The following is a 23857-nucleotide window of genomic DNA, read 5'->3' on the forward strand; positions in this document are numbered from 1 at the left end:
ATTACCTCCCTTACTCATATTTCATAAAACAGGTTTCTGTTGGCGCATCTTTCGCACTATCCGCAACCTCTTCAAACTCGGTTACGTTATCCAGTTCGCTGCCCATGGAAATATTGGTTACGCGTTCCAGAATGACTTCCACCACCACCGGAACGCGATATTGCGCCATTAGCGCTTTGGCTTGTTCAAATGCAGGCGCAATATCTTCCGGTTTAAAGACACGAATTGCTTTACAGCCTAACCCTTCCGCCACTTTTACATGGTCAACGCCATAGCCATTCACTTCGCTGGAGTTGATATTTTCAAAGGCGAGCTGTACGCAGTAGTCCATGTCAAATGCGCGTTGCGACTGGCGAATCAGGCCAAGATAAGCGTTGTTAACCAGCACATGGATATACGGAATGTTAAACTGCGCGCCGACGGCTAACTCTTCAATCAGGAACTGGAAGTCGAAATCGCCGGAAATCGCCACCACATTGCGTTGCGGATCGGCAGCACAAACCCCTAATGCCGCCGGGATTGTCCAGCCAAGAGGCCCCGCCTGGCCGCAGTTGATCCAGTGTCTATCTTTAAACACATGCAGCATCTGCGCTGCCGCGATTTGCGACAATCCAATGGTGGTGACATAGCACACATCGCGACCAAAGGCTTTGTTCATCTCTTCATAGACGCGCTGCGGCTTCACTGGCACGTTGTCAAAGTGGGTTTTACGCAGCAAAGTCCGTTTACGCTGCTGGCATTCGCCCACCCAGGTCTTCCGGCATGGCAAACGCCCCGCTTTTTGCATCTCCTGCGCGACATCGATCAGCAACGTTAGCGCCGCTTTGGCGTCAGAAACGATGCCCAGATCCGGGCACAACACGCGGCCAATTTGCGTTGGTTCAATATCGATATGGATGATTTTTCGCCCCTGAGTATATTTCTCAACGGACCCCGTATGACGGTTGGCGAAACGGTTACCGATGCCAAAAACCATATCAGATGCCAGCAGAGTGGCGTTGCCGTAGCGGTGCGCCGTTTGCAGGCCGACCATCCCCGCCATTAAGGGGTGATCGTCCGGGATACAGCCCCAGCCCATCAGAGTAGGGATCACCGGTACGCTGGTCAGTTCGGCAAACTGCTGCAGCAGTGGCGCGGCGTCGGCGTTAATAACCCCGCCGCCCGCGACAATTACCGGACGCTCGGACTGAATCAGCATCTCCAGCGCCTTTTCAATCTGTACGCGGCTGGCGGCTGGCTTATATACCGGCAGCGGCTCATACATATCCGGATCGAATTCGATCTCCGCAACCTGGACATCAAACGGTAAATCAACCAGCACAGGACCTGGGCGGCCTGAGCGCATCAGATGAAAAGCCTGTTGTAATACGCGCGGTACCAGCGCCGCCTCACGAACCGTCACTGCCATCTTGCTGACTGGTTTTGCAATCGCTTCAATATCGACTGCCTGGAAATCTTCCTTGTGCAGACGCGCTCGTGGCGCCTGACCGGTAATGCATAAAATCGGGATAGAGTCGGCAGAAGCGGAATAGAGCGCGGTGATCATGTCGGTTCCCGCCGGGCCGGAAGTGCCCAGGCAGACCCCAATATTACCTGCCGCCGCACGTGTGTAGCCCTCAGCCATATGCGAAGCGCCTTCCACATGACGCGCCAGTATATGGCGAATGCCTCCATGCTTACGCATTGCAGAATAGAAGGGGTTGATTGCAGCCCCAGGAACGCCGAATGCTGTGGTGATACCTTCTTTTTCCAGCACATACATTGCCGCATCCACGGCTCTCATTTTTGCCATTTTATTGCTACCTCTTTTTATTGGAAAAAGTTTCCAACTTTTAAAAATTTTAAAAAAGTCCCGCTCCAGCGAGCGGGATGCGGCTCAGGCTACAGGGGGTTTTAGCCCAAGCGCCGTACTGATGTCTTTCGCGGTATCCCGTACCAGTTCACCCTGGCTGATAAAGCGATCTTCCGTCAGCCGGGAAGCCGGTCCCGATATTGAGATAGCGGCGACCACGCTGCCCGCATCGTCATAGATAGCGGAGGCGATACAATTCAGCCCGACAACATGTTCTTCCTGGTCAACGGTGTAGCCCTGTTCACGCGCCTGCTCCAGATTTTTAAGCAGGATAGGTAAATCCACCAGAGTGGTCGGCGTAAACCGCCGCAAACCGGTATTGACGACGATCCCCACCAGCTCTTCTTCGGTGAGCGGGTAAAGCAGCGCTTTTCCGGCGCCGGAAGCATGTAACGGCAGACGACTCCCTAAGGGCGCGCACATTCTGACCATCGATTTGCACTCCTTTTGACCGATTAACACCGCTTCATTACCGTTGCGAATCGCTACGTTGACCGTCTCGCCAGAAAGCAGCATAAGTCGGTGCATAAAGGGTCCGGCCACCGAGAGGACATCGCGATTATGAATATACGCAGAGCCCACATTAAATACGCCTAAACCAATATGCCACCAGCCAAGCTGGCTATCCTGGTACACAAAATCAGCCGCTTGCAGTACCTTTAACAGGCGAAACGTCGTAGAAAGCGGTAAATCCAGGCTGCCGGAAATATCACTAACTGATGAACTGCCGCCGCTTCTTTCGAGATATTGCAATATCGCTATGCCCCTCTCCAGCGCCTGTGCGCCTTTCTGCGCAGTCGGCTCTGCCTGTCCTGGCCTGCCGCGTCGTCTTACTTCCGTCATATTTACGTTAACTCCGGCCCAAAATATGAGCATAAACAATGAACAATATGTTCATCTTATGCAAGAAGGCCAATAGCGTCACGCAAAACAGAGTTCATGTGTCGGGATACTTTCAACATCACAGTTATCGCTGCCACCGCGATCCACCGTCAGAAAATCGGTAACCGTCTGCCACGCAAACAGCGGGTGATGCCATACATTACGGTGATAATTGACGCCCTGCCGTCCATTGCTAATAAACGCCCGCAGCGTGGAGAGATCGGGTTTATCATCGCCGAGCGCCACAATAACGACAAAAGCCTCGCCGTTCATCGGCACAAACGCCTGCGTACCTAAAGGATGACGTTCCAGTTCATGTACCACAATAGGCATCGCGGCCGGTTGCGCCCTGTTAATACTGATCAGCGTGCGATCCTGCTCCAGAACTTCAACCTTCGCCAGGTCGTGATATCGCTCAACTAACCCGTTGTTTATATGAAAAAAGTCACGTTCCTGCGTCTCAATAACATCGCCATAAGCGCTGAACGTCTTCTGATCTAACGGTAATACCTCAAGTTTCATTATTTTTCCCTTGTAGCTCGATTCCGTTTAACCGCGGTTTGGACTCTGTCCGGTTTCAATACCATGCAATCTAAAACCTTCGGGATTTAACATCAACATAAAAGTTGGAATATTTTTCCAAAAGTAGATTTAGACCACAAATCAAACATGGCTATTATGTAAAACTACTTAAAAATCATAGGAAAACAATTCTGTTTTTATCAGGATCGTAAGGAGGCGTCTGACGATGTTTGACCCGGAAACACTGCGTACCTTTATCAGCGTTGCCGAAACGGGGAGTTTCTCCAAAGCGGCGGAGCGTCTGTGTAAAACCACGGCAACCATTAGCTACCGCATCAAACTGCTGGAGGAAAATACCGGCGTAGGGCTGTTCTTTCGCACAACGCGAAGCGTCTCGTTGACGGCGGCGGGCTCTCACCTTCTCTCTCAGGCAAAAGACTGGCTTGCGTGGCTGGACAGTATGCCTGACGAGCTACGCCAGGTTAACGACGGCGTAGAGCGTCAGGTCAATATTGTGGTGAATAACCTGCTCTATAGCCCGCAAGCGGTCGCCAGTCTCTTATCGTGGCTTAATGTGCGTTACCCTTTCACTCAGTTTCACTTTTCCCGGCAAATTTATATGGGCGTCTGGGATTCGCTCCTGTATGAAGGTTTTTCGCTGGCGATTGGCGTAACTGGCACCGAGCCGTTGGCTAATACCTTTATGCTCGATCCTTTAGGTTCCGTACAATGGCGTTTTGTGATGTCCGCGGATCATCCTTTAGCTCACGTCAGCGGGCCTCTAACAGAAGCGCAGTTGCGCCGTTTCCCGGCAATTAATATCGAAGACAGCGCGCGTACGCTGACCAAGCGGGTAGCCTGGCGCCTTCCAGGGCAGAAGGAAATTATCGTGCCTGATATGGAAACCAAAATCGCCGCTCATCTGGCAGGCGTCGGTATCGGTTTTGTCCCGCAGCCGCTCTGTCAAACGCTGATCGACAAAAACGAACTGGTAAGCTGTACCATCCCGACGATGCGTCCGCCCTCACCGTTAAGCCTCGCCTGGCATAAATTTGGCGGAGGCAAAGCGGTTGAAGACATTGTGAAATTATTTACCCAACGACAACCCGAAATAGCCGATTTTTTATCCATTTTCAACACGGTACGCTGTTAAAAATCAAGCCACTTTGCGAATTGGCGCGTAAAATAGCGCAAAGGATGATTTAAGGTTACGTTTTACGTTATGCAAGACAGACAAAAAGCACAGGACTATCGCGCGCTCCTCCTTGCCGATACGCCTTTAATTGATGTACGCGCGCCGATTGAGTTTGAACAGGGCGCCATGCCGGGCGCTATCAACCTGCCATTGATGATGGACGACGAGCGGGCCGTCGTCGGCACCTGCTACAAACGTCAGGGCGCGGATGCGGCGTTAGCGCTGGGGCATCGGCTGGTTTGCGGCGACATTCGCCAGCAGAGGCTTGAGGCCTGGAAAGCCGCGTATCAACGTTTCCCCAACGGGTATCTGTGCTGCGCGCGCGGCGGTCAGCGGTCACATATCGTACAACGTTGGCTGCAAGAAACAGGGATTGACTGCCCGCTTATTGAAGGCGGCTATAAAGCGCTGCGCCAGACAGCAATTCAGGCGACCTGGCAACTGGCGCAAAAACCGATACTTTTAATTGGCGGCTGTACGGGCAGCGGCAAAACGCAACTGGTGCGACAACAGCCCAACGGCGTGGATCTGGAAGGTCTCGCGCGTCATCGCGGCTCCTCTTTTGGCCGCACGCTGAAACCCCAGCTCAGTCAGGCCAGTTTTGAAAATAAACTTGCCGTTGAATTGCTGAAAATTAACGCGCGTCAGACGCTAAAAAGGTGGGTACTGGAAGATGAAGGGCGAACGATCGGCGCCAACCATCTGCCTGAGTGTTTACGCGAAAGAATGGCGCAGGCCCCCATTGCGGTAGTGGAAGATCCGTTTGCGCTTCGTCTGGAACGACTGCGTGAAGAGTATTTCATCCGTATGCATCACGACTTCACCCACGCCTACGGCGATGAAGCCGGTTGGCAGGCGTATAGTGAATATCTTCATCATGGACTGTTCGCTATTCGCCGCCGTCTGGGGTTGCAACGCTTTGCCGAACTGACGGACACGCTGGATAGGGCGCTGGCGGAACAATTATCCAGCGGCAGCACCGACGGCCACATGGCATGGCTGGTTCCGCTACTTAACAAATATTACGACCCAATGTATCGCTATCAACTGGAGAAAAAAGCCGCGAATATCGTTTTTCGCGGCCCATGGCAAGAGGTTGCCAACTGGCTAAAAGCGCAATAGCTTACTTTTATTGCCGGCTGACGCTACATTGAGCCGGCTTAGTGTCTGTCGCGCTTGTCGGCACGTTTTGCCAGCCAGTCGCCCAGCATCTGAACGACCTGAACCAGCACAATCAGCGCCACCACGGTAACAACCATCACTTCGGTTTCGTAACGGTAGTAGCCATAGCGAATCGCCAGGTCGCCTACCCCGCCGCCGCCGACAATCCCGGCCATCGCCGAGTAGCCGATTAAGCTTACCAATGTAATCGTCAGGCCGCGCAGCAGCCCTGCGCTGGCTTCCGGCAACAGTACGGTACAGATAATACGCATCGGACTAGCGCCGAATGCCAGCGCCGCCTCAATAATCCCTTTATCGACTTCACGGAGCGCGCTATCTACCAGGCGTGCATAAAACGCGATTGCGGCCACCGACAGCGGGACGGAGGCTGCAATCGGGCCAATGGTATTGCCCAGCAAAAGCTGCGTTAGCGGCAGTAACAGCACCAGTAAAATAACAAATGGCACCGAGCGGATAATATTCACCAGAACCGAGGCGACGAGATAAATAAAACGGTTCTGCCAGAACAGATGACGATCGGTGACAAAAATCAGAAAACCGAGCGGTAGACCGCCAAGAATCGCCAGCACCGTTGAAATACTCAACATCTGGAAAGTTTCATTGAACGCCAGCGTTAAATCCGGCAATAAATCATCCACGGATCACCTCCACCTGTGCGGTACGTTGACGGATATGCTCCACGGCGGCGGCCACCGCCGTTGGATTATGCGGCGCGGTTAATTGCACCACCAGAATGCCCAACGCGCGTTCGCCGATATACTCAATCTTGCCATGCAGGATATTGACCGCGACGCCAAACGTGATCGCCACCTCTGACAGTACCGGCTGCTCCGCCGAATCGCCGATAAACAAAATTTTCAGCAACTGCCCGGGCAGGTGTTCCCGTAAACGTTCCGGCAGGGTCAAATTAAGAGTATGAGACACCAGTTGCTGTGTGAAAGCGTGTTGCGGGTGGGCAAACACATCAAACACCTCGCCCGATTCCACAACCTTACCGCCCGACATCACCGCCACGCGATCGCAAATAGATTTGATCACGTTCATTTCATGGGTGATCAGCACAATAGTAATCCCGAGCTGTGCGTTGATCTGTCTGAGCAGGGCCAGAATCGTGGCGGAAGTTTCCAGATCCAGAGCGGAAGTCGGTTCGTCACACAGCAACACATCCGGATGGTTAGCGATGGCGCGGGCTATCCCCACCCGCTGTTTTTGCCCGCCGCTGAGCTGTACCGGAAAACGGTTCGCTTTATCGGCAAGGCCCACCAGCGTTAAAATTTCCGCCACCCGTGGCGCGATTTTGCTGCGTTCCCAGCCAGCCGCTTTCAGGCTAAACGCAACGTTTTGCGCCACTGTCCGGGTATGCATTAAGTTAAAATGCTGGAAAATCATACCAATACGCTGCCGCGCCTGGCGTAACGCTTTTCCGTCCAGCGCCGAAATTTCCACGCCGTTGACGTTGACGCGCCCCTGGCTGGGACGCGTTAAGGCGTTCAGGGTACGCAGCAGAGTGCTTTTTCCTGCGCCGCTGGTACCGACAATGCCAAAAATCTCGCCCGCGGCGATATGCAGGCTCACATCATCCACCGCGCGCGTGGGGGTACCGCGACCGGCGGTAAAATCGACGCAGACTTTTTCTATTTCAATCATATTCACCTCAGAAATTGGGGATGGCCACCGCTGCGATCAGGGTGTCGCGGTCATCCATTCCGGTTTCTGGAAGGCGCTATAAATATTCTTTGGATCGTCGATAACCGCGCGATAAGCCGGCGATTTCACCGCCTCGACAATATCTTTGGCAAACGGCTTATCGGCATCTTCACTGCGTACCGCAATGATATTTTTCAGATTCTCATCCAGGTGTTCCTGCTTAATCGCGCTGGAGAGATCGAGTCCTGCCGCCACCGCAAAGTTCCCGTTAACCAGCGCGCCGGTCACGCCATCCAGCGTGCGCGGTAGCTGTGCGGCTTCCAGCGGTTTGAAAACCAGTCCTTTTGGATTGCTGGCGATATCTCGTTCAGAGGCTTTGGTCGGATCGATATTGTCCTTAATCGTGATCAGCTCCAACGATTGCAGGAAGCGAAGGCCGCGCGCCAGGTTGGTCGGATCGTTGGAGAGGGTAATAATGTCCCCTTTTTTAAGCGCATCCAGACTGTTGATTTTACGTGAATAGAAGCCCATCCCGGCGGTAGGTACCACAATAAGTTTGCTGAGCTTCAGCCCTTTGTCAGCGGTGAATTTGTCAAAATAGAGGGTATGTTGAAAGAGGTTGGCGTCAATGCTGCCGTTAGCTAACGCCATATTGGGCTGGACATAGTCGCTAAACTCGCGCACCACGACCTTATACCCTTTTTCTTTTAATGTCGGCGCAATCGCCTGCTTCACCATGTCGCCATACGGCCCTGGCGCGACGCCAAATACGATCGTTTGCGGGGAACTATCGGCATGGGCAAACTGTAATCCGCAGGCCAGTAATAGCGTGCTGGCCGCAATGCGTAAACTCTGACGCAATCCCATAATTTCTCCATTTTAAATAGTGTGATGCTGTGCCGGATGCCGTTCATGCGGCATCGTCTGTTTTGGCCCAAACGAAAGGCTATTTCTTAACATGACACAGATCACAGCCTGCTGTCCTTGAAATTATTTCATGATGTTTCCTGGTGTGTCGTTAAATGTACGAGGCGTGTGTCAGGCGGGAATGGCGTAAAGGGAAATGCCGGATAAGAGGTCTTAACGCCAACATCCGGCAGAGGAAAACGCTTTAGAAATCGTAACGCAGACGCACCAGGTTCATATCGCCCAGATTGTCAGTGCTGGAGGTGAAAACATGTTCATAATCAACGCGGAAACCATAATCCAGTTGGAAGGTGATCCCCACGCCGTTATCGGTGCGCAGATAGTCGCGGCCATTCACATATTCAATGCGGTCGCCCATAAAGTACGGTTGAATAGCTTTCACGGCATACTGACCAATCGGGAAAGCGTAACCGACAAAATATTCCAGACCCCACGCATCGCCGGCAAAGTAATCATTCACAGACACTTTTTTGGTCGTCATAAAGTTCTGATACCAACCGCCGCCTGCGGCAATAGTCCAGTTTTCCGGCGTCCAGCTTAACGCGGTACCGACAATATTTTGATCGTAAGTTTTATTGCCGTTGCCGCGCATCTCCGCACGGGTATAGTTCCATGCCGTCCCCCAGGTCAGATCGTCGGTGAGATGGTAGTCCGCGCCTAAAGAACCGCCGCCTTTACGTTTGTAATTCAGGCCGTTATTGGCATTATAATCGTCGCTGAACAGATAAGACGCGTAGAGATCGACATTGCCAATGCTTTTCTTATACTTCAATGACTTACGCGTGCGATAAGAACCATCGTAGTCGCCGTTAATCCCGTTGCCCGGCGCCTGACCTATCATGTCGTAATCCCAGATATCGGTTTTTACGCCCACCACATCGTAATAAATGCTGTTCTGTTGACCGAAGGTCAGCGTTCCCCACGTCGCGCTCTTGAAGCCGGTATACAGCATACGGCGAGTGGTATCAGTCGCGCCCTTCGCATAATGGTTATCCCAGTCAAATACCGCAGGGATATTGACGCCCAGCTCGTAATAGCTAATCCAACTGATATCATCAAACAGATAATAATCCGCGGCGAAGCGGAAACGCGTCCCGCCATCAAAACCATTACGTTTATAACCGTTCGCGCCGTCATTGCCGGTCATATTCTGGAACTGCGGACGAATACTCCCGCCAACGGTGAAATTGAGTCGGCTGAGTGGATTACCCGCCCGGGGATCTTGTTTTAAAACGGTGATTTCCGCCTGAGTGGCGAAAGGCATGAAAGCCATTGCCGCGCCGATCGATGCCGCCAACGCTGTTATTTTAATTGTCATTATATTTTCCTTGATAGATAGCCAATCCAAATCATTTAGCAGGCAAATAATAACTGTTATAAAACCTTACGTGTTGTGTATTTTTTAATGATTTGTGCTACTAAAAATCAAAGAGTTAGCAATTTGTGCGACTAAATAAAGTACGCGCCGTTTTAAAAACCGGCGCGAAATTATTCACATCATGAATCATCCGCTAAACTGGCGGAATAGCGCTTTGCCTTTCAGCAAACGAACGCCAAGCCAGCCGCCGCATACGGAAAGCAGCAGCGTGCCGCAAAACGGCAGTGCGCCCCATAAATGCCAGTCCGGCTCCCAGGGGAAATCAAAAACGTTGATTTGTAAGATCGCCAGCGCCGTTTCCGCGCCAATCGCGGCGACCAGCCCGGCAACTAACCCCAGCATGGCGAATTCGCACCAGAGTGTGGTACGCAACAGTTTCTTTCCGGCTCCTAACGTGCGCCACACCACCAGCTCCTGATGGCGCTGACGCATCCCGACCTGTACCTGGGCCAGTAATAGCAACATGCCGCAGAGGGTGACTAGCACAACCATCACCTCCAGCGCCCGGCTGACCTGCTCCAGCACCTGTCCCACCTGTTTCAGGATCGCCCCGATATCTAACAGGCTGACGGTAGGAAACTCGCGGTTAAGCTGCGTTAACATGCCGTTGCCATTCTCCCAGCGAAAACTGGTCAACCAACTTTGTGGTTGCCCGTCCAGCGCCCCGGAAGGAAAAATGAAGAAAAAGTTGGGCCGCAGGCTTTCCCAGTCCACTTGACGCAGGCTGGTGACTTTAGCGCTAAATGCCTGGGTATCGCCCATAAAGGTTACGCTATCGCCGAGTTTGACGTTCAACCGCTTCGCCAGCCCCTCTTCCATAGAGACTTCGCCCGGTTTTGGCGGCCAGTGACCGGCGACCAGCGGATTATGCGCCGGGCGCGTATCCTGCCAGGTCAAATTCAGTTCACGGTTGAGCGACTCATCCTGCTGACCTTCCGTCGGATTACCGTTTATCCTGGTTAACCGCGCCCGCACAATCGGATAAAACGTCTGCGGAATCACCTGATGTTCCGCCAAAAAGGCTTTCAGCGGCGCGACCTGCTCTGAAGCAATATTGATAAGGAAATAGTTCGGGCTTTCCGGCGGGAGCTGCTGTTGCCAGCGATCAAGGAGGTCGCCGCGCAGCACCAGCAAGAGCGCCAGCAGCATAAACGAAAGCGAAAACGCCGAAAGCTGACTCAACGTTGACCACGGCTGACGCAGAAGTCGGCTGACGGCCAGACGCAGCGGTAGCGACGTCAACGTCATGCCGCGCAGCACGTTAAGCAGCATCCAGCCCACCAGACCGCACAGCAGCGCCAGTATCACTGCACCCGCCAGAACCGCCCACAACAGCATACTTCCGCCCATCAATCCGGCGAGCAGCGCCACCACGACGGCGCAGGCGACAGGCAAATAAATTTTTAACGGCCAGACGCGAGCGACAACATCGCGGCGCAGCACCCGTAGCGGCTGGGTCGCCAGCAACAATCGATAAGGCCGTAAACCGACCAGCAGAGAGATGACCGTCATCGCACCCAGCGCCCACAGCCAGGGCCACAGGCTGGCGGGCGGCAAATCGGCGGGCAATACCGGTTTTAGCAGCACCAGCAATATGTTTTCAAACAGTAACCCAATCGCGCCTCCCGTGACGGCGGAAAGCCCCAGCACCATCAACCACTGTCCGATAATAAGTTTACGCAACTGGGCCCGGCCCGCGCCCAACGTTTTTAAAATCGCCACCAGATCGTAGCGGCTACGGCAGTAATGGCTCATCGCCACCGCGACGGCAGCTACCGCCAGCAGTAGCGTTAATAACGCCGAAAGCAGCAAAAACTGCTGCGAACGTTCGAGCGATTTCCCCAATGCCCCGTCATCCTGCTCCAGTCCGTACCAGCGATGTTCCGGTTTAAGCTGCGGTAACAGCCAGCTTTCATAGCCAGCAAGCTGTTGCGGCGTTCCGCCGAATTTATACCGCCACATCACGCGGCTCCCCGGCTGTATCGCACCGGTTTTTGCCACATCGGCCATATTCATCATCAGACGCGGTGCCATCTGAAAAGGGTTAAATCCGGAATCCGGCTCCTGTACCACTTCACCGGCAATACGCAAGGTCACGTCGCCGACATCAATGGCATCGCCCGTTTTCAAATTAAGCAGCGCCATCAGACGCGGCGCCAGCAGTACGCTACCCGGCTGCGGTTTCACTCCGCCTGGACGGGTTTGCAATTCGCCGTACATCGGATAAACGCTATCTACCGCCTTCACGCTGGCCAGTTGCGGCGTATCGCCGGCAAACGTCATGGTCGCAAAGGTTAACTGCTCGCCCACGTTAAGGCCGCGTTTACGCGCCTCTTCAAGCCAGGCTTTCGGTACCTCCCGCGAACTTTGCAGCGTCCGATCGCCTGCCATAAACTCACGGCTTTGCTGACTTAATCCTTTTTCCATCCGGTCACTGATACTGCCGAGCGCCAGTACGCAGGCCACCGCCAGACTCAACGCCAGCCAGACAATAATCAGCGACGGCGAGCGCCATTCGCGCCAGAACCAGCGAGCTATCATGCCTCCTCCTGTAACTGACCGTTGACCAACCGCAGCCGCCGGTCGCAGCGCGCCGCCAGCGCCGGGTCGTGCGTCACCAGAATCAGCGTGGTGCCGTGTTCGCGGTTAAGCGAAAATAGCAGGTCGGCGATTTTATCTCCGGTCTGACGGTCAAGGTTGCCCGTCGGCTCATCGGCAAACAGCACATCAGGACGCCCGTTAAACGCGCGCGCCAGCGCTACGCGCTGCTGTTCGCCGCCGGAAAGCTGTGCCGGAAGGTGGTCAAGCCGTTTTCCCAGTCCCAGTTGTTCGAGCAGCGCTTTCGCCCCCGCCTTACTCTGACCGCTGTTTTCACCGCGTAGCAGGGCCGGTAGCTCAACGTTTTCCAGCGCGTTAAGCGTAGGAATAAGCATGAAGGATTGAAAAACAAAACCGACATGCTGAGCGCGAAGCTGCGCCCGCGCCTCTTCGTCCATCTGGTGAAGCGGTTTCCCCACCAGACTGACCTCTCCGCTACTGCCGTCATCCAGTCCGGCGAGAATCGCCAGCAGCGTAGATTTTCCCGATCCTGATTCGCCAATCAGCGCAATGGTTTCACCGCGTTTGACAACCAGTTCAACTCCGGTAAGGATGGAAAGCTCATGCTCACCCTGACCGACGGACTTCCTGAGACGATGAACTTCAACACTGTTTTCCGCTGGCATTTGCCCTTCCTGTTTTTGATCCTGTTAACTTTCCGTGCCGCCGCCGCAGACACCTTATTAATTCTGGGCGATAGCCTCAGCGCCGGTTACCGTATGGCCGCCAGCGCGGCATGGCCGTCGCTCCTTAATGATAAATGGCAAAACAAAACGTCGGTCGTTAATGCCAGTATAAGCGGAGATACCTCGCAGCAGGGACTGGCGCGTTTGCCGGCGCTGTTGCAACAGCATCACCCGCGCTGGGTAGTGGTGGAACTTGGCGGCAACGATGGCCTACGCGGTTTTGCGCCTGCGCAAACCGAACAGACGCTACGTAAAATCATTCAGACGGTGAAAGCCGCCGATGCCCAACCGTTACTGATGCAAATTCATCTGCCCGCAAACTACGGTCGCCGTTATAATGAATCCTTTAGCGCCATTTATCCTAAGCTCGCCAAAGAGTTCGATATTCCTCTGTTACCGTTTTTTATGGAAGAGGTATATCTGAAACCGCAGTGGATGCAGGATGACGGCATTCATCCCAACCGCGACGCCCAGCCGTTTATTGCCGACTGGATGGCGAAGCAGTTGACCCCTTTTCTCTCCTGAATAATTCGAGTTGCATGAAGGCGGCACGTAAGAGAATTTCCAGGAGCATAGATACCTATGTGACTGGCGTAAACGAACGCACAGGCAACTTGAAGTATGACGGATATAGTTAACCACGACTCTTAAATCAACGGAGATCCTGACAGGTAAAGTTATGCAAAAATCGGTCTTAATAACAGGATGTTCCAGCGGAATCGGTCTGGACAGCGCGCTTGAGCTTAAACGCCAGGGCTTTCAAATCCTGGCGGGCTGCCGCAAACCTGATGATGTCGCCCGGATGAACAGTATGGGATTTACCGGCGTGTTGATCGATCTCGACTCCCCTGAAAGCGTGGATCGTGCCGCCGATGAAGTGATCGCCCTGACCGATAATCGTCTGTATGGGATCTTTAACAATGCCGGCTACGGCGTATATGGCCCCCTTTCCACCATCAGCCGTGAGCAGATGGAGCAACAGTTTTCCAGTAATTTCTTCGGCGCGCATCAGCTTACTATGCGCTTACTTCCCGCCATGTTGCCGCATGGCGAAGGACGCATTGTGATGACCTCATCGGTGATGGGGCTGATTTCCACCCCAGGGCGCGGCGCTTACGCCGCCAGCAAATATGCGCTCGAAGCCTGGTCTGACGCGCTACGTATGGAGCTACGGCACACAGGCATTAAAGTGAGCCTGATAGAACCGGGGCCGATTCGTACCCGTTTTACGGATAACGTTAACCAGACGCAGCGTGATAAACCGGTAGAAAATCCCGGCATCGCCGCACGTTTCACCCGCGATCCTGACGCGGTAGTAGCGAAAGTACGTCATGCTTTTGCAAGCGATAAACCCAGGCTGCGCTATCCCGTTACGCTGGTCACCTGGGCGGTGATGGCGCTGAAACGCCTATTGCCGGGCCGGATACTGGATAAAATTTTACAAAGCTGAGTTGAAGTGCGCCCGTCAGCCCCCATGTAAACGTGACACAGACAAAAGAGAGCGACGCCATGTCCGTACAGAACATTGTCAATATTAATGAATCCAACCTGCAGCAGACCTTAGAGCAGTCTATGACCACGCCGGTACTGTTCTATTTCTGGTCTGAACGCAGCCAACACTGTCTGCAATTAACGCCAGTGCTGGAAAGTCTGGCTGCCCAGTACCACGGTCAGTTTATTCTGGCAAAGCTGGACTGCGACGCCGAACAGATGATCGCCGCTCAGTTTGGTCTGCGCGCCATCCCGACTGTCTATCTGTTCCAGAATGGCCAACCGGTCGATGGTTTCCAGGGGCCGCAGCCGGAAGAGGCGATCCGCGCCCTGCTGGATAAAGTACTGCCGCGTGAAGAAGAGCTAAAAGCGCAACAAGCGATGCAGTTAATGCAGGAGGGCAACTACATTGACGCGCTGCCGTTGCTCAAAGACGCCTGGCAGCTCTCTTCGCAGAAGAGTGAGATTGGCCTGTTACTGGCGGAAGCGCAAATTGCGCTGAACCGCTCTGAAGAGGCCGAAGCGGTGTTAAAAACTATACCGCTACAGGATCAGGATACCCGTTATCAGGGGCTGGTTGCGCAGATCGAACTGCTTAAACAGGCGGCAGATACGCCGGAAATTCAGCAACTTCAGCAGCAAGTCGCGGAGAATCCGCAGGATGCGGCTTTGGCAACGCAACTGGCGTTGCAGTTGCACCAGGTCGGACGTAATGAAGAAGCGCTGGAATTGCTGTTCAGCCATCTGAGAAAAGATCTTGCCGCCGCCGAGGGACAGACGCGCAAAACCTTCCAGGAGATCCTTGCCGCGCTCGGCACCGGCGACGCGCTGGCGTCGAAATACCGCCGCCAGTTGTACGCGCTACTGTATTAATCCTCTCTTGCCTGATGGCGCGCTTATCTGGCCTACCTGTCGTCCTCAGGCCGGATAAGGCGCTTGCGCCATCATCCGGCAACTATCATGATTTCTTGAGCGGCATTACTACCAACTGATGACGCGAATTATAGAACTTCCGGTAGGTTAAATAGCAGGCAATGATGGTAGACAGGCTGGCTGTCGACAACAGCATAAACGTTACCATAATTTGATATTTAATCGCTTTTACCGGATCGATCCCGGCAAAAATCAGCCCGGACATCATCCCCGGCAGGCTCACCAGCCCAACGGTCTTTGCCGAGTCGATCGTCGGGATAAGCGATGCGCGGATGCTATCGCGGATAAGCCCGGCGGAGGCCATTTTCGGCGTTGCGCCCAAACTTAACTTTTCCTGGATTTGCTGCTGCTCGCTATGAAAACGCAGCCCCAGTTGGTTGTAGCACAGCCCTACCGCCACCATCGCATTGCCGGCGACCATGCCAGCGATGGGAATCACCTGCATCGGCGCAAATTCAATCGAACCGGTAAGCACCAGTACCGTCAGCGTTAGTCCGGCGCCGACGGTGATGGCGATAAACGAGGAGAGAAATGCCTTATCGATATATTTACTGCGCTTTTGCGCGTTCCAGGCGGCGTTAAAACAGATGAACAGCACCATCAGCAGCGTCAGGGCGGCATGATTAACGCCAAAGATGTATTTCAGTACATAGCCGACAATAATGAGCTGTATCACCGCCCGGCATACGCTCCACAGAATATCTTTTTCCAGCGCCAGCTTTTCCTTGTGACTGATGAGCATCGCGACCACCACCAGCAGCATCGATAACGCCAGCGAGGTATTGGTAATATTATGCTCGTTCATAACGCGCCTCCTGCATCTCTCCGGCAGATGGCGTTAACGTTATCACCTTATCCGCGTGTTGAATTTCATCTTTATCATGCGTTACCCACAAGACAGCGACCTGCTTATCGCGAACATAGCGATGAATAATATCATTCACATTCCGTTTGTTATGTTCATCCAGCGCGCTGGTTATTTCGTCGAGTAACAGTATTTTCGGCAGAAACTGTAGATTACGAATTAGAGCAATACGCTGTTTTTCCCCGCCGGAAAGCGCGGTAATCGGTTTTTGCAGAATCGTCTCCGGCAGTTCAAAACGCGACAGATCGTCTGCGAAGGCTGTCGGCTGCGGGCGCTGATGGCGAATTTGCCAGGGAAAAATCAGGTTATCGTAAACCGTATCGCCAAATAGCGCTGGCGTCTGAGCGCAATAAGAAACCTGCTGGCGATAGGCTTCCGGACTCAGAGTAGTAATATCCTGCCCCGCAAAAAGAATCATGCCGATATCAGGACTTATTAACGAGGCCACCATTTTCAACAACGTACTTTTTCCGCAGCCAGAAGGACCGGTAATTAACTTAAATTCGCCGCGTTGCAGCGTAAAACTGATGTTATTCACTATTTTTGTCGTCGCAGTCCGGTAACCGACCTGCTTTAACTCAAGCAACATGCTACGTTCTGTCATTTATTTCGCATCCGTTGTTCATATTTTTATAGCGATAGTGTATCCCTGTAATTAATAAGGGGGGAACATGCTTTACTGAATCAGGTATAATTCGCTTAATTCGTCAGCAAAATCGGTTTATGGACAACGCAACAGGAGGTTTAGCTATGCTCATTCTTATCCCTATTCTCATTTTCGTCGCGCTGGTGATCGTCGGCGCGGGCGTCAAAATCGTTCCGCAGGGATACCAGTGGACGGTGGAGCGCTTTGGACGTTACACCAAAACCCTGCAGCCGGGATTAAGCCTTGTTGTACCGTTTATGGACAGAATTGGCCGCAAGATCAATATGATGGAGCAGGTGCTGGATATTCCGTCGCAGGAGGTGATCTCAAAAGATAACGCCAACGTCACTATCGATGCGGTCTGTTTTATTCAGGTTATCGATGCGCCGCGCGCCGCCTATGAAGTCAGTAACCTGGAACTGGCGATCATTAACCTGACCATGACCAATATCCGTACGGTGCTCGGTTCGATGGAGCTGGATGAAATGCTCTCCCAGCGCGACAGCATCAACACGCGGCTGCTGCATATTGTCGATGAAGCCACCAATCCGTGGGGAATTAAAGTTACCCGTATCGAAATTCGCGATGTCCGCCCGCCCGCGGAATTGATCTCCTCGATGAACGCCCAGATGAAAGCGGAACGTACCAAACGCGCCTATATCCTTGAGGCCGAAGGGGTACGTCAGGCGGAAATCCTCAAAGCCGAGGGGGAAAAACAGTCGCAGATTCTGAAAGCTGAAGGCGAACGTCAGTCCGCTTTCCTGCAGGCGGAAGCCCGCGAACGTTCCGCCGAAGCGGAAGCCCGCGCTACGCAGATGGTGTCTGAAGCCATCGCCGCCGGGGATATTCAGGCGATAAACTACTTTGTGGCGCAGAAATACACCGAAGCGTTACAGCAAATCGGCTCGGCGAATAACAGCAAAGTGGTCATGATGCCGCTGGATGCCAGCAGTCTGATGGGTGCTATCGCCGGGATCAGCGAGCTGGTTAAGGACAGCGCCAGCGAACGGAAAAAAGCATGATAGCGATGATTCTGGTACATCCGCATATCTTCTGGCTTAGCCTCGGCGGCCTGTTGTTGGCTGCGGAAATGCTCGGCGGTAACGGTTATTTGCTGTGGAGCGGCGTGGCGGCAGTGATTACCGGCTTAACCGTCTGGCTCTTACCGCTCGGCTGGGAATGGCAGGGCGTGCTGTTTGCGGCCTTAACGTTGCTGGCAGCCTGGCTTTGGTGGCGCTGGCTGGCGCGTCGCGTGCGGGAACAGAAGCCGACCGACAGCCGCCTTAACCAACGCGGACAACAACTGGTAGGCCGCCGGTTTATGCTTGATGCCGCGTTAGTGAACGGACGGGGTCATATGCGTGTCGGCGACAGCTCGTGGCCGGTATGCGCTGACGAAGACCTGCGCGCAGGTACGCATGTCGAAGTGATCGCCGTGGAAGGCATCACCTTACGCATTCGCGCCGTTTAATCAACGTGGCTTTTGCGCCTTGTGATGACAGCAGCCGGAAAGATTATCAATAATCGGGCAGTCGGCGCTGTCATCGCCGGGACAACTCTCCGCCAACGCCAGCAGTTGATCGCGCATTGATTGCAGCTCGCTGATATGGCGCTCGATCTCCGCGACCTTTTCCAGCGTCCGCTTTTTTACATCTGCGCTATGGCGTCGCGGATCGTTAAACAGATTGACCAGTTCGCCACACTCTTCCAGATTAAACCCCACCTGCCTCGCCTGTCGCAGCAACGTCAGCTCGTTTAAATGCTTCTGCGTGTAGGTGCGATAACCATTTTCGCTACGTAATGGCGGCGTCACCAGCCCTTTCTCTTCATAAAACCGAATGGCTTTGCTGGTTAAACCGGTTTTTTTCGCCACATCGCTAATATTCATATTTCCCCCTTGACCTTAACCTTGCTGGAAGGTTTAACCTTTATCACAGTGAGTCACTAAGATTACTAAGGTCAATGAATTGATGACCAATCATAAAGGAGTTTTTACTATGTCTCAAACTATCGACCTGACCCTGGACGGTTTGTCCTGCGGTCATTGCGTTAAACGCGTGAAAGAAAGTCTTGAACAACGTCCGGATGTTGAGCTGGCGGACGTCACCGTAACCGAAGCGCACGTTACCGGTACCGCCAGTGCGGACGCGTTAATTGAAACCATCAAACAAGCCGGGTATGGCGCGACGTTAAGCCACCCAAAGGCTAAACCGCTGACGGAGTCATCAATCCCGTCGGAAGCACTGGCAGCGGTTCCTCATGAGCTTCCGGTAGCGACGGCCGATGAAGAAAGCCAACAGTTGCTGTTAAGCGGCATGAGCTGCGCCAGTTGTGTCACCCGCGTACAACATGCGTTACAAAGCGTACCGGGCGTCACGCAGGCACGGGTAAACCTGGCGGAACGCACTGCGCTGGTGATGGGCAGCGCCTCCGCCGCTGATTTAGTGCAGGCGGTGGAAAAAGCCGGCTACGGCGCAGAGGCGATTGAAGATGACATCAAACGCCGCGAGCGCCAGCAGGAAACCGCCATCGCCACCATGAAACGTTTTCGCTGGCAGGCCATCGTCGCCCTGGCGGTCGGTATACCGGTCATGGTCTGGGGGATGATCGGCGATAACATGATGGTGACCGGCGACAACCGCAGCCTGTGGCTGGCTATTGGCCTGATCACGCTTGCGGTGATGGTCTTTGCGGGCGGTCACTTTTACCGTAACGCGTGGAAAAGCCTGCTGAACGGCACGGCGACGATGGATACGCTGGTGGCGCTCGGCACCGGGGTCGCCTGGCTCTACTCCATGAGCGTCAACCTGTGGCCGCAGTGGTTCCCGATGGAAGCGCGGCACCTCTATTACGAAGCCAGTGCGATGATTATCGGTCTGATTAATCTCGGACACATGCTGGAAGCGCGCGCCCGTCAGCGTTCCTCAAAAGCGCTGGAAAAATTACTCGATCTCACCCCGCCCACCGCACGCGTCGTGACAGAAGACGGCGAAAAAAGCGTCCCGTTGGCGGACGTTCAGCCAGGGATGCTACTGCGGCTCACTACCGGCGATCGCGTGCCGGTGGATGGCGAAATTACCCAGGGCGAAGCGTGGCTTGATGAAGCCATGCTGACCGGCGAACCTATTCCGCAGCAAAAAGGCGAAGGCGACAGCGTTCATGCCGGCACCGTCGTCCAGGACGGCAGCGTCCTGTTCCGCGCCAGCGCGGTGGGCAGTCATACCACGCTGTCACGCATTATTCGCATGGTACGCCAGGCGCAAAGCAGTAAACCGGAAATTGGCCAACTGGCCGATAAAATCTCTGCGGTATTCGTTCCCGTCGTCGTGGCTATTGCGCTGTTCAGCGCCGCTATCTGGTATTTCTTCGGGCCGGCGCCGCAAATTGTTTATACGCTGGTCATCGCCACCACCGTACTGATTATCGCCTGCCCTTGCGCATTAGGCCTGGCGACGCCAATGTCGATTATTTCCGGCGTAGGCCGCGCTGCCGAATTCGGCGTGCTGGTACGCGACGCCGATGCCCTGCAACGCGCCAGTACGTTGGATACCCTCGTTTTTGATAAAACCGGGACGCTGACGGAAGGCAAGCCGCAAGTGGTGGCGGTAAAAACCTTTAACGGCGTTGAGGAAGCTCAGGCATTACGTCTGGCAGCCGCGCTCGAACAAGGCTCCAGCCACCCGCTGGCCCATGCGATTCTGGAAAAAGCCGGCGACGATAAACTGCCGCAGGTGAACGGTTTCAGAACGCTGCGCGGACTGGGCGTCAGCGGTGAAGCGGAAGGTCATCAACTGCTTCTGGGGAACCAGGCGTTGCTGAACGAACAGCACGTCGCCACGGATGATATGACGGCGGAAATCACCGCGCAGGCCTCGCAAGGCTCTACTCCGGTCCTGCTGGCGATTGACGGTAAAGCGGCGGCGTTACTGGCGGTACGCGATCCATTGCGCAGCGATAGTATTGCCGCGCTTGAACGCCTGCACAACGCCGGATACCGTCTGGTAATGCTCACCGGGGATAACCCAACGACGGCTAACGCGATTGCCAAAGAAGCGGGTATTGATGAAGTGATTGCGGGCGTTCTGCCGGATGGCAAAGCCGATGCGATTAAACGTCTGCAAAGCCAGGGTCGTCAGGTTGCGATGGTCGGCGATGGTATCAACGATGCGCCCGCGCTGGCGCAGGCGGACGTCGGTATCGCGATGGGCGGCGGCAGCGATGTGGCGATTGAAACCGCGGCGATTACGCTGATGCGCCATAGTCTGATGGGCGTGGCGGATGCGCTGGCCATTTCGCGCGCGACGTTGCGCAATATGAAGCAAAACCTGCTTGGCGCATTTATCTACAACAGCATTGGTATCCCGGTGGCCGCCGGTATTCTGTGGCCGTTTACCGGTACCTTGTTAAACCCGGTAGTAGCGGGCGCGGCAATGGCGCTGTCTTCCATTACCGTCGTCAGCAATGCCAACCGGCTATTACGCTTTAAACCGAAAGCGTAAAAAGTCCTATCAGGCAGCATCAGTTGCCTGATATATTATTAAGCCATCAGTAATTTACCGTATCAATATATAAAAATTTAACCGCACATCCTATAGAAAAATAAAAAACAACATTTTATAATATTTTTTTGAATCATAAGGATGTGTTATTTATGTTTAGAAAAGCAGTTACGTTTCTTTTCCTGCTTTCTCCCGCCGTCAGTTATGCAGGATTATTTGATTCCACTCCAGAGTTAAAATGCGGCAATGATAATGCAGTCACGGCAGCAAAAGAGTGGATTTACAATGAAGCATTAAGTCGTTTACAGCAAGACTATATTAAAGCGCCTTCCACGCTTTTCTTCGATATCCCCCAGACTCAGTACGAGCAGCAACTCCGGGCTATTCCTGTTCAATTCAGTGATGTAATAACGCAAAATCCTCAATCAGAAAATGCCAATCTACGAATTTGCTCGGCTACCGTCGCCATGGGCATTCCTCAGTCATTGTTTAAAGTAATTAAATATTTACCAGATACTCTATTCTATATTTCACAAGGGAATGGACAGGTAATAAACAATACGGTGACCTGGAAAGAGGTTAACTACAATATCCAGCTAGCTGACAACAACAAAGATATTGTCGTCACCCCTGTGAAAAAAACCGATAAATTGGCGTGGTCTATTTATGTAATGGCAAGAATGACGGTATCTGGTGATAATCTCATAAAGAAAAAAAATAGCTCACTGATTGAAATCGCAGCAAAGAAATTTGAGAGTAGAGATCGCGAGCTTAATCAGGTCTGGAATTCACTACCCGCCTCTGCCCGAACGGCATTAAAACAAGAGCAGCGAGTCTGGGTGACCAAAAAAGAGCAGCAGTGCGGCAAACTTAGCGATGCAAAATCCGAGGCCATACCTGCTGAGAAGCGCATCAGTATTTATAAATGCCAGCTTGAAATGACCATCGCCAGAACGGCCTATCTCGACGGCAGCGAATAACCTGACCGATCGTTGACATCCCGTCAGGGCGCATTGCGCCCTTTTCTCCAACGCGCTAGCATGAGCTTTTTCAAAGGGAGCGCGTATGGAGCTATTAAATCAACTTAAACGTTTATGGCGCGCGCTGCGTGGTACCCCAAATAGTTGGCCTGCTATCGATCTCTCCCTGCCCGGCGGTCGTCATCTGCATCTGGTTGGCAGTATTCATATGGGGACACGCGATATGGCTCCTCTTCCAGCAAAGCTGGTGAAAAAGCTACGCCAGGCCGACGCGCTGGTCGTTGAAGCGGATATTTCTGGTAACGAAACGCCATTCAGCAATCTCCCCAAATGCCCGCCATTGGTCGAACGTCTCAGCGCCGGGCAGCTAAGCGCACTGGAAAAACGGGTCAGCGAGTTGGGTATGCCGCTGATCCATTTTGATAATCAACCTTTATGGCAGATAGCTATGGTGCTACAGGTCACGCAGGCGCAACGGCTGGGATTGCGCCCGGACTATGGCATTGATTATCAGCTATTACAGGCTGCCCGCGAAATGTCGCTGCCGGTGCAAGAGCTGGAAGGGGCGAAACACCAGCTCGAACTACTCTGCGATCTGCCCGATGGCGGGATGGCGCTGCTTGACGACACGCTGACGCACTGGCACACCAACGCACGGCTTTTGCAGGTGATGATCGGCTGGTGGCTTGAACAGCCCCCGACCAGCGTTGGCGCTTCGCTCCCCAGAACGTTTAGCCAGCCGCTGTATGATGTACTGATGGTGAAACGCAATGAAGCCTGGCGCGACGCGCTGCTGGCGCTGCCGCCGGGACGCTACGTGGTAGCCGTAGGGGCGCTACATCTGTACGGCGAAGGCAACCTACCGCAAATATTGAAATAAAAAAATGGCCAATATCGCTATTGGCCCGTCAAAGAGGAATTTCATCGTTATTATTATCCCGACGCTTTCGCTTCGGATCTTCAGATTGTCGCTCAAAGTTGCCGCAACTGCCAAGACCTAATGCACAAGATTATACTATTTTTTAGTCCGCTTTCGGGCGTATGCTGATGGCAAATCACGTCTGTAGTAAGAAGGAACGTTATGACACCCGCAGTTAAGTTACTCGAAAAAAACAAGATTCCGTTTAACATTCACACCTACGATCACGATCCGAATGAAACTAACTTTGGCGATGAAGTGGTGCGTAAGCTCGGGCTAAACGCCGATCAGGTGTATAAAACGCTTTTGGTTGCCGTGAATGGCGATATGAAGCAACTGGCCGTCGCCGTGACGCCTGTAGCCGGACAGCTGGATTTGAAAAAAGTCGCCAAAGCTCTGGGCGCGAAAAAGGTCGATATGGCCGACCCGATGGTGGCGCAACGCACCACGGGATATCTGGTCGGCGGGATCAGTCCGCTGGGACAGAAGAAACGGCTGCCCACGCTGATTGACGCGCCAGCCCGCACGTTTGCCACTATTTATGTTTCCGGTGGTAAACGCGGGCTGGATATTGAACTGGCGGCTGACGATTTGGCCGCCATACTGGGTGCTAAATTCGCTGATATCGCGCGTCGGGATTAAGCCTGCGTAAAAT

General features: G+C 53.5%; 23 protein-coding genes. 11 read left to right on the forward strand and 12 right to left on the reverse strand.

Annotated features, from left to right (window positions below):
• Positions 1-10: 10 nt before the first annotated feature.
• The 3 genes from gcl to allA form a co-directional block, all read right to left on the reverse strand.
• Positions 11-1792 carry a glyoxylate carboligase gene (gene gcl, locus ACLD4K_RS16500; RefSeq protein WP_079945074.1) on the reverse strand — a complete coding sequence of 594 codons (1782 nt, stop codon included), beginning with the start codon at positions 1790-1792 and terminating at the stop codon, positions 11-13.
• 84 nt (positions 1793-1876) lie between these two features.
• A complete protein-coding gene (allR, locus tag ACLD4K_RS16505) occupies positions 1877-2695 on the reverse strand; it encodes an HTH-type transcriptional repressor AllR (protein ID WP_000141265.1) in 819 nt (272 codons plus the stop codon).
• A gap of 78 nt (positions 2696-2773) precedes the next feature.
• Positions 2774-3256, reverse strand: coding sequence for an ureidoglycolate lyase (gene allA, locus ACLD4K_RS16510; protein WP_000764659.1), 483 nt, complete (start codon positions 3254-3256; stop codon positions 2774-2776).
• A gap of 226 nt (positions 3257-3482) precedes the next feature.
• Between allA and allS the strand changes: the two genes are divergently transcribed.
• Complete coding sequence (allS, locus tag ACLD4K_RS16515; protein WP_411012169.1) at positions 3483-4409, forward strand: HTH-type transcriptional activator AllS; 927 nt, start codon at positions 3483-3485, stop codon at positions 4407-4409.
• 69 nt (positions 4410-4478) lie between these two features.
• Positions 4479-5573, forward strand: coding sequence for a tRNA 2-selenouridine(34) synthase MnmH (gene mnmH, locus ACLD4K_RS16520; protein WP_411012170.1), 1095 nt, complete (start codon positions 4479-4481; stop codon positions 5571-5573).
• Positions 5574-5611: 38 nt separating this feature from the next.
• On the opposite strand, the gene ACLD4K_RS16525 is transcribed toward mnmH, so the two are convergent.
• The 6 genes from ACLD4K_RS16525 to ybbA all read right to left on the reverse strand — a co-directional run bounded on the left by ACLD4K_RS16525 (position 5612) and on the right by ybbA (position 12809).
• Positions 5612-6271 carry a methionine ABC transporter permease gene (locus tag ACLD4K_RS16525; RefSeq protein ID WP_000342247.1) on the reverse strand — a complete coding sequence of 220 codons (660 nt, stop codon included), beginning with the start codon at positions 6269-6271 and terminating at the stop codon, positions 5612-5614.
• The gene (gene sfbB, locus ACLD4K_RS16530; protein ID WP_000569662.1) at positions 6264-7280 is read right to left on the reverse strand and encodes a virulence-associated ABC transporter ATP-binding protein SfbB; all 1017 of its coding nucleotides are present in this window, start codon (positions 7278-7280) and stop codon (positions 6264-6266) included. Before sfbB ends, ACLD4K_RS16525 begins: the two co-directional genes overlap by 8 nt.
• Before the next feature lie 36 nt (positions 7281-7316).
• Positions 7317-8147 (reverse strand): MetQ/NlpA family ABC transporter substrate-binding protein, encoded by an 831-nt coding sequence (locus tag ACLD4K_RS16535; protein WP_000524315.1) that lies wholly within the window; start codon positions 8145-8147, stop codon positions 7317-7319.
• Between the two features lie 244 nt (positions 8148-8391).
• Positions 8392-9525: a porin gene (locus ACLD4K_RS16540; protein ID WP_411012171.1), complete on the reverse strand. Its 1134-nt coding sequence runs from the start codon at positions 9523-9525 to the stop codon at positions 8392-8394.
• Between the two features lie 186 nt (positions 9526-9711).
• Positions 9712-12126 carry a putative ABC transporter permease subunit YbbP gene (gene ybbP, locus ACLD4K_RS16545; protein WP_411012172.1) on the reverse strand — a complete coding sequence of 805 codons (2415 nt, stop codon included), beginning with the start codon at positions 12124-12126 and terminating at the stop codon, positions 9712-9714.
• Entirely contained in the window at positions 12123-12809 is a 687-nt protein-coding gene (gene ybbA, locus ACLD4K_RS16550) for a putative ABC transporter ATP-binding protein YbbA (protein WP_001110598.1), read from the reverse strand. The genes ybbP and ybbA overlap by 4 nt, the downstream gene beginning before the upstream one ends.
• On the opposite strand from ybbA, the gene tesA reads away from it, so the two are divergent.
• The 3 genes from tesA to cnoX all read left to right on the forward strand — a co-directional run bounded on the left by tesA (position 12780) and on the right by cnoX (position 15233).
• Complete coding sequence (tesA, locus tag ACLD4K_RS16555; protein WP_001010574.1) at positions 12780-13394, forward strand: multifunctional acyl-CoA thioesterase I/protease I/lysophospholipase L1; 615 nt, start codon at positions 12780-12782, stop codon at positions 13392-13394. The two genes, ybbA and tesA, sit on opposite strands and share 30 nt — an antisense overlap.
• Before the next feature lie 154 nt (positions 13395-13548).
• Positions 13549-14319 carry an SDR family oxidoreductase gene (locus ACLD4K_RS16560; protein ID WP_411012173.1) on the forward strand — a complete coding sequence of 257 codons (771 nt, stop codon included), beginning with the start codon at positions 13549-13551 and terminating at the stop codon, positions 14317-14319.
• A gap of 59 nt (positions 14320-14378) precedes the next feature.
• Positions 14379-15233, forward strand: a complete 855-nt coding sequence (gene cnoX / locus ACLD4K_RS16565) for a chaperedoxin (protein ID WP_411012174.1) — start codon at positions 14379-14381, stop codon at positions 15231-15233.
• Positions 15234-15318: 85 nt separating this feature from the next.
• Here cnoX and fetB read toward each other — a convergent pair whose 3' ends face one another.
• Together fetB and fetA are read right to left on the reverse strand one after the other, a co-directional pair.
• Positions 15319-16098 carry an iron efflux ABC transporter permease subunit FetB gene (gene fetB / locus ACLD4K_RS16570; RefSeq protein WP_001002130.1) on the reverse strand — a complete coding sequence of 260 codons (780 nt, stop codon included), beginning with the start codon at positions 16096-16098 and terminating at the stop codon, positions 15319-15321.
• The gene (gene fetA, locus ACLD4K_RS16575; protein WP_411012175.1) at positions 16085-16762 is read right to left on the reverse strand and encodes an iron efflux ABC transporter ATP-binding subunit FetA; all 678 of its coding nucleotides are present in this window, start codon (positions 16760-16762) and stop codon (positions 16085-16087) included. Before fetA ends, fetB begins: the two co-directional genes overlap by 14 nt.
• Before the next feature lie 146 nt (positions 16763-16908).
• Here fetA and ACLD4K_RS16580 point away from each other — a divergent pair, with 146 nt between their 5' ends.
• Both ACLD4K_RS16580 and ACLD4K_RS16585 read left to right on the forward strand, forming a co-directional pair.
• Positions 16909-17826, forward strand: a complete 918-nt coding sequence (locus ACLD4K_RS16580; RefSeq protein WP_000906146.1) for an SPFH domain-containing protein — start codon at positions 16909-16911, stop codon at positions 17824-17826.
• Positions 17823-18275 carry an NfeD family protein gene (locus ACLD4K_RS16585; protein WP_000561177.1) on the forward strand — a complete coding sequence of 151 codons (453 nt, stop codon included), beginning with the start codon at positions 17823-17825 and terminating at the stop codon, positions 18273-18275. The genes ACLD4K_RS16580 and ACLD4K_RS16585 overlap by 4 nt, the downstream gene beginning before the upstream one ends.
• Here the strand turns inward: ACLD4K_RS16585 and cueR are convergent, their stop codons facing one another.
• On the reverse strand, positions 18276-18692 hold the full coding sequence (gene cueR / locus ACLD4K_RS16590) for a Cu(I)-responsive transcriptional regulator (RefSeq protein WP_001026760.1): 417 nt from the start codon (positions 18690-18692) through the stop codon (positions 18276-18278).
• 109 nt (positions 18693-18801) lie between these two features.
• Between cueR and copA the strand changes: the two genes are divergently transcribed.
• From copA to ybaK, 4 genes are all read left to right on the forward strand, one after another.
• Positions 18802-21303 carry a copper-exporting P-type ATPase CopA gene (gene copA / locus ACLD4K_RS16595; RefSeq protein ID WP_000083913.1) on the forward strand — a complete coding sequence of 834 codons (2502 nt, stop codon included), beginning with the start codon at positions 18802-18804 and terminating at the stop codon, positions 21301-21303.
• A gap of 152 nt (positions 21304-21455) precedes the next feature.
• Positions 21456-22283 carry a lysozyme inhibitor LprI family protein gene (locus tag ACLD4K_RS16600; RefSeq protein WP_411012176.1) on the forward strand — a complete coding sequence of 276 codons (828 nt, stop codon included), beginning with the start codon at positions 21456-21458 and terminating at the stop codon, positions 22281-22283.
• A gap of 85 nt (positions 22284-22368) precedes the next feature.
• Positions 22369-23163, forward strand: a complete 795-nt coding sequence (locus ACLD4K_RS16605; protein ID WP_080250582.1) for a TraB/GumN family protein — start codon at positions 22369-22371, stop codon at positions 23161-23163.
• 201 nt (positions 23164-23364) lie between these two features.
• Positions 23365-23844 carry a Cys-tRNA(Pro)/Cys-tRNA(Cys) deacylase YbaK gene (gene ybaK / locus ACLD4K_RS16610; RefSeq protein WP_000186618.1) on the forward strand — a complete coding sequence of 160 codons (480 nt, stop codon included), beginning with the start codon at positions 23365-23367 and terminating at the stop codon, positions 23842-23844.
• Positions 23845-23857 lie beyond the last annotated feature (13 nt).

This window comes from Salmonella sp. 741265055_HSA, assembly GCF_046569525.1.
Lineage (GTDB): Bacteria > Pseudomonadota > Gammaproteobacteria > Enterobacterales > Enterobacteriaceae > Salmonella > Salmonella enterica.